At 70.8% G+C, this 10624-nt stretch carries 8 protein-coding genes; 3 read left to right on the forward strand and 5 right to left on the reverse strand.

What is annotated here, in order from left to right; all coding sequences use genetic code 11:
• Positions 1-136 precede the first annotated feature (136 nt).
• Together AB0K52_RS16815 and AB0K52_RS16820 are read right to left on the reverse strand one after the other, a co-directional pair.
• Entirely contained in the window at positions 137-1879 is a 1743-nt protein-coding gene (locus AB0K52_RS16815) for a biotin carboxylase N-terminal domain-containing protein (RefSeq protein WP_363532664.1), read from the reverse strand.
• Between the two features lie 175 nt (positions 1880-2054).
• A complete protein-coding gene (locus AB0K52_RS16820; protein WP_363532667.1) occupies positions 2055-2756 on the reverse strand; it encodes a PadR family transcriptional regulator in 702 nt (233 codons plus the stop codon).
• Between the two features lie 131 nt (positions 2757-2887).
• Here AB0K52_RS16820 and AB0K52_RS16825 point away from each other — a divergent pair, with 131 nt between their 5' ends.
• On the forward strand, positions 2888-3856 hold the full coding sequence (locus AB0K52_RS16825; protein WP_363532670.1) for an ATP-binding cassette domain-containing protein: 969 nt from the start codon (positions 2888-2890) through the stop codon (positions 3854-3856).
• A gap of 1 nt (position 3857) precedes the next feature.
• Complete coding sequence (locus AB0K52_RS16830; protein WP_363532673.1) at positions 3858-4619, forward strand: ABC transporter permease; 762 nt, start codon at positions 3858-3860, stop codon at positions 4617-4619.
• Positions 4620-4815: 196 nt separating this feature from the next.
• Here AB0K52_RS16830 and AB0K52_RS16835 read toward each other — a convergent pair whose 3' ends face one another.
• On the reverse strand, positions 4816-6093 hold the full coding sequence (locus AB0K52_RS16835; protein ID WP_363532676.1) for a nucleotide sugar dehydrogenase: 1278 nt from the start codon (positions 6091-6093) through the stop codon (positions 4816-4818).
• 337 nt (positions 6094-6430) lie between these two features.
• On the opposite strand from AB0K52_RS16835, the gene AB0K52_RS16840 reads away from it, so the two are divergent.
• The gene (locus tag AB0K52_RS16840) at positions 6431-7621 is read left to right on the forward strand and encodes a glycosyltransferase family 2 protein (RefSeq protein ID WP_363532679.1); all 1191 of its coding nucleotides are present in this window, start codon (positions 6431-6433) and stop codon (positions 7619-7621) included.
• On the opposite strand, the gene AB0K52_RS16845 is transcribed toward AB0K52_RS16840, so the two are convergent.
• Together AB0K52_RS16845 and AB0K52_RS16850 are read right to left on the reverse strand one after the other, a co-directional pair.
• Complete coding sequence (locus AB0K52_RS16845) at positions 7544-9031, reverse strand: glycosyltransferase family 2 protein (RefSeq protein WP_363532682.1); 1488 nt, start codon at positions 9029-9031, stop codon at positions 7544-7546. The genes AB0K52_RS16840 and AB0K52_RS16845 overlap by 78 nt on opposite strands.
• Positions 9028-10428, reverse strand: a complete 1401-nt coding sequence (locus AB0K52_RS16850; RefSeq protein ID WP_363532684.1) for a glycosyltransferase — start codon at positions 10426-10428, stop codon at positions 9028-9030. The genes AB0K52_RS16845 and AB0K52_RS16850 overlap by 4 nt, the downstream gene beginning before the upstream one ends.
• Positions 10429-10624 lie beyond the last annotated feature (196 nt).

The raw sequence follows: 10624 nt of genomic DNA on the forward strand, positions 1-10624 counted from the left end.
CGCCGCCGGGAACCCTAACCCTTTTCGGTCGTTGAGAGCAGTGCTTGTGGTGCTACGCACAGCACTGACTATTGTCCCTCCGCGAACGTCCCGCTGTAAGTCTGCGATCTGACAGATCGGTTAACCGGCTCCCGCCTCATTCGGAGATCTGGCAGATCGGGGCCCCGGCGGCCACGACGTCGCCGATGTTGACTTCGAGCCCGGAGACGGTGCCGGACTTGTGGGCCTCGATGGGCTGCTCCATCTTCATGGCCTCGAGGACCACGATGGTGTCGCCCTTGACGACGGACTGGCCGTCGGTCACGGCGACCTTGACGATGGTGCCCTGCATCGGGGAGGGCAGCCCGTCGCCGCCGATCGCGGGTCCGGCGTCGGCCTGCTTCTTGGGGCCGCGCTTCTTCGGTTTGGCCGACGCGACGGGGTTGAGCAGCCCGGCGGGGATCGACACTTCGAGGCGCTTGCCGCCGACCTCGACGACGAGGCTGGTGCGCTCCTCGTTCTCGCCGCCCGCGGCGGCGCCCGCCCCGTACGGCTCGAGCGTGTTGTCCCACTCGGTCTCGATCCAGCGGGTGTGGACGGTGAAGTCCTCGGCGAACGCCGGGTCCTCGATCACGGCCTTGTGGAACGGCAGCACGGTGGCGAGGCCTTCGACCTCCATCTCCGCGAGCGCCCGGCGGGAGCGGCGCAGGGCCTCTTCGCGGGTCGGGGCGGTGACGATGACCTTGGCGAGCAGGGAGTCGAAGTTCCCGTCGATGACGGTGCCCTCTTCGATGCCGGTGTCGACGCGGACGCCGGGGCCGGCGGGGAGGCGCAGCTTGGTGACGGAGCCGGGGGCGGGCAGGAAGCCGCGGCCGGGGTCTTCGCCGTTGATGCGGAACTCGATGGAGTGGCCGCGCGGCGCGGGGTCCTCGGTGAGCGGGACGGGTTCGCCGGAGGCGATGCGGAACTGCTCGCGCACGAGGTCGAGGCCGCTGGTCTCCTCGGAGACGGGGTGCTCGACCTGGAGGCGGGTGTTCACTTCGAGGAAGGAGATGGTGCCGTCGACGGCGACGAGGAACTCGACGGTGCCGGCGCCGTGGTAGTCCGCTTCCTTGCAGATGGCCTTGGCGGCGTTGTGGATGGTGGCGCGCTGCTCGTCGGTGAGGAACGGCGCGGGGGCCTCTTCGACGAGCTTCTGGTGGCGGCGCTGGAGGGAGCAGTCGCGGGTGCCGACGACGATGACGTTGCCGTGCGTGTCGGCGAGGACCTGGGCTTCCACGTGGCGGGGCCGGTCGAGGTAGCGCTCGACGAAGCATTCGCCGCGGCCGAAGGCGGCCTCGGCTTCGCGCACGGCGGATTCGAAGAGGTCGGGGATCTCCTCGCGTTCGCGGGCGACCTTGAGGCCGCGCCCGCCGCCGCCGAAGGCGGCCTTGATGGCGACGGGGAGCCCGTGCTCGTCGGCGAACGCGAGGATCTCGGCGGCGTCCTTGACGGGGTCCTTGGTGCCGGGCACGAGGGGCACGTTCGCCTTCATGGCGAGGTGGCGGGCGGTGACCTTGTCGCCGAGGTCGCGAATGGACTGCGGCGTGGGGCCGATCCAGGTGAGTCCGGCGTCCATGACGGCCTGCGCGAACTCGGCGTTCTCGGAGAGGAACCCGTACCCGGGGTGGACGGCGTCCGCTTCGGACCGTTGGGCGATCCGGATGAGCTTGTCGATCCGCAGGTACGTGTCGGCGGCGGTGAGGCCGTCGAGGGCGAAGGCCTCGTCGGCCAGAAGCGTGTGGGGGGCATCGCGATCGCCGTCCGCGTAGACGGCGACGGACTCGTACCCGGCGTCCCGGCAGGCCCGGATGACTCTCACTGCGATTTCGCCGCGGTTGGCGATCAAAACCTTGCGCACGTTCCGCAGTGTAATGGCCGCATATCCGAGAGCGGGGCGACGCCGTCATCAGAAGAGCGGACGAAACGATATAAACGGCACAAGTTTTGGAGGGTCTCCATAAGGAGGGTTGTGGATTTTTTCGGGTGATCTCCTAAACGGCCGTTCAGGTGTGGCGCGGTCCGGCCCGGCGCGGTCAGCTGTCGCGGGCCTCGGAGGCGCCGATCTCGTCGATCATGGCCTGGCGTTCGCGGGCGTGGTCGATGAACCGGTCGCCCTTGATGGCCTCCCGCCAGTACGCGGCGTGCTCGGCGTCGAGGTCGGGGCCGAGCACGAGGTCGCCGGACTCGATGCGGCCCGCGGTCTCCTCGCACCACTCGGCGTCGGTGATCCACAGGTCGATCTGGCGCTTCATCATCGCGCGCGCGTGCGCGGGCACGAAGGACCCCTCGTTGCCGGGCACGAACTCGGGGGTGGTGGCCGCGAGCAGCGCGGTGACCTGCTCGACGCGGGAGAAGAGGACGTCGGCCCGCTGGCGCAGCAGCGCGATGTTCTCGGCCCGGGTGAGCACCTGCGCGAAGGACCACGCGGTGCTGAACGGGTCCTCGCCGGCCTCGACCTCCCACAGCTTCTCGCGCAGGGTCCGCTGGAACTCCGCCTCGCCCCGGGCGGTGATGGCGTACGTGGTCCGGGCCGGGCGCGCGTCGACCGACTCGGTGGACACGACCTCGATCATGCCGTCCGCGGTGAGTTTCTTGAGCGCGTGGTAGATCGAGCCCGCGCCGATCTCGGGCTTGCCGGGCATCCGCCACGTGTCCAGCTCCCGGCGCACCAGGTAGCCGTGGACGGGACCGAGCCACCGGACGAGGCCGAGGACGAGAAGACGCGTACTCCACATACCCGCAATATTATACCTTTGACTAATCTCACGGATTCGCTTATACCTGGTTGTGCCCTTCGCTACCCCATGGTTATAGTCAAACTTGAACAAGGAAATAGGACTACCGTTCAACCACCCGTGAGGAACCCATGCTCATCGAGACCAAGGGGCTGAAGAAGACCTTCAAGTCCCGCGGCAAGGAGGTCGAGGCCGTCCGCGGCGTCGACCTCGCCGTCAAAGAAGGCGAGGTCTTCGGCCTCCTCGGCCCCAACGGCGCCGGCAAGACCACCACGATGCGGATGCTCAGCACCCTCATCGAGCCCACCGACGGCGTGGCGCGCGTCTGCGGCCACGACCTCGCCAAGAACCAGGCCGCGGTCCGCCGCGACATCGGCTACGTCGGCCAGGAGGGAGGCACCTGGGGCGAGGTCACCGCCCGCGACGAACTCGTCATGCAGGGCCGCCTGTACGGCATGTCCAAGAAGCGGGCCGCCGCCCGCGCCGTCGAGGTCCTCGGCGCCTTCCAGCTCGAGGAGTACGCCGACCGCAACGTCAAGACGTACTCCGGCGGCCAGAAGCGCCGCCTCGACATCGCGCTCGGCATCATGCACGAGCCGAAGCTCCTCTTTCTCGACGAGCCGACCACGGGCCTCGACCCGCAGTCGCGCGCGCACATGTGGGACGAGGTCCGGGCCCTGCGCGAACGGGGCACCGCGATCTTCCTGACCACCCACTACCTCGACGAGGCCGACGCCCTCTGCGACCGGCTCGCCATCATCGACCACGGCGAGATCGTCGCCGAGGGCACGCCGCTCGACCTGAAGAAGGAGGTCGCCGGGGACGTCGTCGCCATCGGCGTCACCGACGGCGCCGCCGCCGCGGTCGAACTCCTGGGCCGCAAGGACTTCGTCCGCGAGATCGAAGCGGGCGCCCCCGACCCGGCCACCGGCGTCGCGCTCCTGCGCATGTACGTCGACGACGGCGCCGCCGCGCTCCCGGAGCTGCTGCGCTCCCTCGACGGCAAGGACATCGCCCCCGCGTCCATCGAGCTGCACCGGCCCAGCCTCGACGACGTCTTCCTGAAGCAGACCGGCCGCTCGCTGCGAGAGGAGCACTGACATGAAGGCATTCCGCGACACCTGGCTCGTCTACTCCAGGGCCATGACGCTCAACCTGAAGCAGCCGGTGTGGCTGGTGGTCATGCTGATCCAGCCCCTGTACTTCCTGATCTTCTTCGCCCCGCTGCTCAACGGCCTCGACGGCGCGCCCGGTTTCGAAGCGGGCGCCATGGAGACGTTCGTGCCCGGCCTCATCATCATGATGGCCCTGTTCGGCTCCACGTTCGTCGGCTTCGGCCTCATCGCCGAGCTGCGCGCGGGCGTCATCGAGCGGATGCGGGTCACCCCGGTCAGCCGCGCCGCGCTCCTCATCGGGCGCACGCTCGCCACGGTCACGACCACGCTCATCCAGGCGCTCCTCCTGGTCGTCCTGGCCGCGCCGATCGGCGGCCTGACGATCTACTGGCCGGGCGTGTTCCTCATGTTCGGGATCATCATCCTGACCTCGTTCATGCTCGGCGCGCTCTCGTACGGGGTCGCGATCGTCCTCAAGAGCGAGGACACGCTCGCGCCGGTCCTCAACACGTTCGTCCAGCCGATCATGCTGCTGTCGGGCATCATGCTGCCGATGGCGCTCGCCCCGGCGTGGCTGCAGAGCGTGGCCGACTTCAACCCGTTCTACTACGCGGTCGAGGCCGCCCGCTCCCTGTTCGAAGGGGACATGGGCGCCAACGCCATCTGGCAGGCCGCGGCCTACATCGGCGCGCTCGCGGTCGTGCTCGTGTGGTGGGCCACGCGCAAGTTCGCGCGCGCGGTCGCCTAGACCGATCCGCAAGGGACCCAAGGAAACCGGGAACCGAAACGCCGCCGCGGGCCTGCTGGCCCGCGGCGGCGGTGTTCACGCTTTCGGGTGACACTTTTCCTTACGACGGTAAGAACCGGGGGTTGTTGTCGGACCCCCGCGAAACAATTGAGCAGGGGACGCCCCCCTGGGAGGGCGGGGGCTGCCCGGAGGAGGGTCAGAGGGTCTCGACGCCCTCGACGCCGCGCAGCGCGCCCCGCGTGTCCAGCACCGGCACCCCGGCCGGCAGCGCGCCCGCCTGGTATTCGGCGTGGTGCGTGAGCAGCACGATCAAGTCCGCCTTCGCCGTCGCCAGCTCCGTCACCCGCTCGACCGGCTCCGCGCCCACGCTCCACGCCGGCACGTGCGGGTCGTGGTAGGCCAGCTCCGCGCCCGCCGCGAGGAGCTTGCGCGCCACCGGCGTCGACGGCGACTCGCGCTGGTCGGCGATGTCCGGCTTGTACGTCACGCCCAGCAGCAGCACCCGCGCGCGCGAGAGCGCGAGGCCGCCCGCGTTCAGCTTCGCCATCGCGCGCGTCACCACGTACTCCGGCATGCGGTTGTTGATCTCCTGCGCCAGCTCCACGAACCGGAACGGGTACCCGAGCGTGCGCACCTTGTACGACAGGTAGTTCGGGTCGATCGGAATGCAGTGCCCGCCGACGCCCGGCCCGGGGTAGAACGCCTGGTACCCGAACGGCTTGGTCTTCGCGAGGTTGATCGCGTCCCACAGGTCCACGCCGAGCTCCCGGCAGAACACCGCCATCTCGTTGACGAGCGCGATGTTCACGTGCCGGTACGTGTTCTCCAGCAGCTTCGCCATCTCCGCCTCGCGCGGCCCCTTGGCCTCCACGATCTGGTCGATGAACCGCCCGTACAGGGCCTTCGCGGCCGCGGTGCACGCCGCGGTGAGCCCGCCGACGACCTTGGGCGTGTTGACGATCCCGTACACCGGGTTGCCCGGGTCGACCCGCTCGGGCGAGAACGCCAGGTGGAAGTCGACGCCCGCCTCGAGCCCGGACTCCTCGCGCAGGATCGGGGCGACGACCTCCTCGGTCGTGCCCGGGTACGTCGTGGACTCCAGGACCACGAGCGTCCCGCGCCGCAGGTGCTTCCCGGCCGCGTGCGACGCGCCGATGACGGCCGCGAGATCGGGCCCGCCCGCCTCGCCGAGTGGCGTCGGCACGCAGATCACGATCGCCTTCGCGCGCGCCTGCACCGCGGCATCGGTCGAAGCGGTGTACCCGCCCTCGATCATGGCGGCGAGTTCGGCGTCCGAGACGTCGTCGATGTGGCTGGACCCCGCGTTGAGCGCGTCGACCACCCGCTGGGAGCGGTCGAGGCCGACGACCGTGAGGCCCTTCGCGATCGCCGCCTGGGCGAGCGGCAGGCCGACATAGCCCTGGCCGACCACGACCAGGTCGATCGGGCGCGCTGCTTCGTCAACAGTTGCCACAGTGGAGTCCTTTGCGATTCAGAGGCGTCTCGGGAGTCTTCCCGGCCACATTAGCAATGGCGAACACTCGGATCCTGACCAGGTGAGATGGGGGTCCTTGTAGATCACTCGTTCATTCCGAGGACACCTCGGGTCAAGCCTTTCGTTGCCTTGTCAGGTTGTTTACCTGGTGCTCGAAAAGAGTTCACCATTCATTGCGCGGCCGCGCGAACTCGAGAATGGTTCGCCAATGGCGGCGGAAATTCGCCGTTTACATGCGTCGATGCACTTCCTGCGACGTGACACGCGCCCTATTCGTTGCCCAATCCGAGTGTGCGGCTGGGGCTACTATCGACCCATGCCCGCTCTGAGCATTGTCATCCCCGCATACGAGGCCGAGGATTACCTACCCGGATGCCTCGACACCGTCATCGGCGACGGCGCCGGCGGGGACGCGCTCGAGATCGTCGTCGTCGACGACTGCTCGCCCGACGGCTCCCGCGCCGTCGCCGAGCGCTACGCCGCCCGCGACGGCCGCATCAAGGTCATCACCACGCCCGCCAACGCCGGCTCCGGCCCGGCCCGCAACTTCGGTCTGGCGCAGGCGAACGGCGACTACGTCTGGTTCGTCGACGCCGATGACGAACTCAAGCCCGGCGCGGTCGAGCGGGTCCTCGCCGCCGTCGCCGGCCCCCGCCCGCCGGACGTCGTCCTCGTCCAGCACGAGAAGCGCCGCGACACCGGCGCCATCGAGACCGGTGAGCTCCCCGAACTCGCCGAGCACTGCCCGGCCGACCCGAGCGCGTTCACGCTCGCCGAATGGCCCCGCATCGTCGACTACACGCACACGCCGTGGACGAAGGTCTCCCGCCGCGAGTTCCTCACCGCCACCGGCCTCGGCTTCCCCACCGGCTGGTACACCGACATCCCGTGGACGTACGCGCTGCTGCGCCGCGCCGAGCGGATCTCGGTCGTCACCGAATGCTGCTACCAGTGGCGCCAAAGGGCCGGGTCCTCCATCACCCGCACCCGCGACGACCGCCACTTCGACGTGTTCACGCAATGGCAGCGCACCTGGGACGACTTCGAGGACGTCGACGACCCCGGCATCCGCGTCGCCCTGTTCAACCACATGGTCTGGCACCTCCTGCTCGTCATCGGCAACACCGAGCGGGTCGAGCCGAAGCAGCGGCGCGCGTTCTTCCGCCGCACCTCCGAGCTGTACCGCCGCTACCACCCCGGCCCGGAGGCCTGGCAGCCCGCGGCGGGCGTGACCGGCCTCAAGCAGCGGCTCCTCGCCGCCCGCGCCTACCTCGGGTACGAGGCGTTCCGGCAGGTGTACCGGATCGCCAAGCGCGTCAACCGGTCCGGGCAGCCGGGCCGTCCCGCGCCCGCCCCGGAGCCGACCGCGTCCGAAGTCGAGGCGTCCTCCGCGAACGGCTCGATGGGCGCCCCGACCGGCATCGGCGCCTCAACGGTCCAGCAGGCGGCGGACGAGTCGCCGGGCCTTCCCGCGCAGCCCACGCTGCCCGCCCCGCGCGTGCCCTGACCCGCCCTCGGCGAGCGCGCCGCCGAACGCACTCCCGCTGCCGTCCTTGACAGGACGTTCGGCGGGCGCGGTGAGCTTCGCACTGCCCCACACCGCGTCGATGCCGACGCCCAGCCGCGCCGCCCGCGCCGCCGCAGCGGTCCGCTCCAGGCTCGCGACGCCGTGCGGGGTCGCGACCTCGACGAGGCCGAGCCGGTGCCGGTTCGCGTACGCGACGAGCGCCGCCACCGCGTCCGGCCCCGGCCGCACCGCGGCGGGAAGACGGATCACATACGGCACCTTCGGGTCCGGCTCCCACGCCGCCGCGAACGCGACGCGCGTGTCGCCCCGGAACGACTCGATGAGGAGCCGCGCCTCCAGCGCCGGGTCGTCCAGCGGCGCATGCCGGCCCGTGTGCGGTTCGGGCCAGTCGCCGACGAGCGTCACCCGCACGTCCGGCACCGACCCCGACAGCAGCTCGTCCACCGTGGCCTCCAGGTCCAGCGACGGGGCCCCGCCCGCGTCGACGACCACCTCCGCCAGCGGCGTCGCCCACCCGCGCGCGGCCCTGGGGCGCTTCACATCCAGCTCAGGGACCCGGTTCGCGATGCGCGGGCGCCGGTACGCCTTCGCGAGCGCGCCGCGCTCGGCGATCTGCCGCGGCCCCAGATGCCACGCCGACGACCGGTCGTCCGGGACGAACACCGCCCCGGCCTGGTGCAGCCGGTACCCGAAGATCGTGTCCGAGCCGAGCAGGACGTCGGCGTCCATCCCGCCCGCGGCGTCGAACAGGCTGCGGTGCACCGAGAACGACGCGCCCACGAACACCCGGAACGCCCGGTGGTCCGCCTGGCGCAGCCCCCCGGTCGCCTCGGCGATCCGCTCGATCCACTGCGGCTCCGACGCCTCGGCGTCGAACAGGTCCCCGGCCTTGCCCGCCCGGACCGCGTCGAACACCGCCGCCGGGTCGAGGTCCCCCGCCCGGTACGCGACGAACCGCTTGTGGCCCAGCACCGCCAGGTAGTCAGCGGTGTGGTGCCAGCGCAGCTGCGACTCGACGTGGTCGGCGAAGACGAGCATGTCCGCGTCCAGCCGCAGCACCACGTCGCCACTGCTCGCGGCGACGCCCGCGTTCGTGGCGTGCGCGGACGCCCACCCGCCCGGCGGCGACGCGATCAACCGGGTCGACTCGGGCCGGATCTCGGGCAGCCGCAGCGGCGGGTCGGAGCCGTCGTCGACGACGACCACGTCCAGCAACGCCGCCGGGTACGTCTGAGCGGCCAGGGACGCGAGGGTGACGTCGAGCTTGTCCTGCTGGCCGTGCGCCGGGACGACGACCGTGACCGAGAGGCGCGGCTCCCAGCCGTCGCCGGGCCGCACGAGCGGGCTGTAGTCGTTGCCGCGCAGGGCGGGCGAGGGCACGGCGTTCACCGGCGCAGGAGGGCGCGCAGGCGCGCGCGCTGGCGGGCGTCGAAGAAGCGGCGCAGGATCCGGCGGGCGGCGTCGGGCGGGCCGGGCTCGTACACCGTCGGTTCGGGTTCGCGGGCGGCCAGGCCCGTGTACCGGTCGGCACCCCAGATGCCGGCGACGACCTGGTCGAGGCCGGTGCCGCCGGTGATGTGGCGGGCGCGCGCGAACGCGGCGGTGCGCTCGAGGCGCGCGGGCGGGGCGTCGGGGAGGTCGGCGAGGACGAGCCCAGCGTCGACGCGTTCCATCGCGGCGAGGAGCTTCCCGATGCTCTTGGCGTGCAGCGGGACCGGCCGGGGGAGGAGCAGCCGGTAGGGGACGGCCGGGTCGGCGGCGGGCGCCTCCGCGGCGATGCACACGCGCCCCTCGACGTCGTAGGCCTCTTCGATGAGGCGCAGCTGCGCGCCGTCCCCGGCGAGGATCGAGGCGCGGTCCTGCGGGGCCGGGCCCTGCCCGGTGACGAGCGTGATCCGGGCGTCCTGCCCGGCGAGGACGGGCGCGACGCACGCGTCCACTTCGGCCGCGGTCGCGTCCCCCACCTCGATGACGACGTCCACCAGCGGGACCCGCCACGCGCGCGGCGGCGCGGAGCGGCGCATCCCGTGCAGGGGCACGCGCTGCGCGATATAAGGAACGCGCTGGTGGCGGCCCTCGTCCCACTTCTGCACCATCTGCGGCATCCCCAGATGCCAAGCGGACGAAGCGGTCTCGGGCACGAACACGGCCCCGGCCTGCGCGAGCCGGTACGCGAACTCGGTGTCGGAGCCCAACCGCAGCGCCGTGTCGAGCCCCCCGACGGCCTTGAAGAAGTCGCGGTGCACGGAGTTGGTGGCGCCCACGAAGACCCGGAAGATCCCCGGGTGGTGCTGCACGAGCCCGCCCGTGTCCGCGATGACGTTCTCGATCCAGTGCGGCACCGAGTCCTCGACCGCGAACAATGCCTCCGCCTCGCCCGCGGCCACCTTCTCGTGCACCTGCTCGGGCGTGAACCGCCCCGGCTCCCACGCCACGAACCGCTTGTGCCCCAGGACGGCCAGGTAGTCGGCGGCGTGGTGCCAGCGCATCTGCTGCTCGACGTGGTCGCGGAAGGCGACCATGTCGGCGTCGAGGCGCAGCAGCACCTGCCCGTCGGCATGGCCCGCACCGGTGTTGACCGCGTGCGCCGACCCCCAGGACTCGCCCGCGGTCGCGACGAGCCGCGTGTGCTCGGGCCGCAGTTCGGGCAGGCGCAAGGGGGGCGCGGAATTGTCGTCGACGACGACGACTTCCATGAGGCCGGCCGGATAGGACTGCGCGGCGAGCGCCGCCAATACCAGGTCCAGTTCGCCCTGTCCCCCATAGGCGGGAACGATGACGCTCACCGCGAGACTCGGCTTCCAATCACCCGGAACCGGCGGGTGCAGGGCCCTATAGTCGTTGCGGACGATGCGCGGGCGTTTCGGTGAGTCGCTCATTTCGCGCCCACGATATCCCGCGCCCGTAAATGAGGATTGACCGGCTTCCCAGTTCAACAGCTGTTTACGCGAGAGAAGAGCATTGTTCTTATTCAATTCAGCC

This window comes from Glycomyces sp. NPDC049804, assembly GCF_040674615.1.
GTDB classification, from domain to species: domain Bacteria; phylum Actinomycetota; class Actinomycetes; order Mycobacteriales; family Micromonosporaceae; genus Glycomyces; species Glycomyces niveus.

Bases quoted from the DNA above. Each gene is read 5' to 3' on its own strand.
- AB0K52_RS16820 (WP_363532667.1), bottom strand. From the start codon at position 2,756: ATGTGGAGTACGCGTCTTCTCGTCCTCGGCCTCGTCCGGTGGCTCGGT.
- AB0K52_RS16825 (WP_363532670.1), top strand. From the start codon at position 2,888: ATGCTCATCGAGACCAAGGGGCTGAAGAAGACCTTCAAGTCCCGCGGC.
- AB0K52_RS16830 (WP_363532673.1), top strand. From the start codon at position 3,858: ATGAAGGCATTCCGCGACACCTGGCTCGTCTACTCCAGGGCCATGACG.
- AB0K52_RS16840 (WP_363532679.1), top strand. From the start codon at position 6,431: ATGCCCGCTCTGAGCATTGTCATCCCCGCATACGAGGCCGAGGATTAC.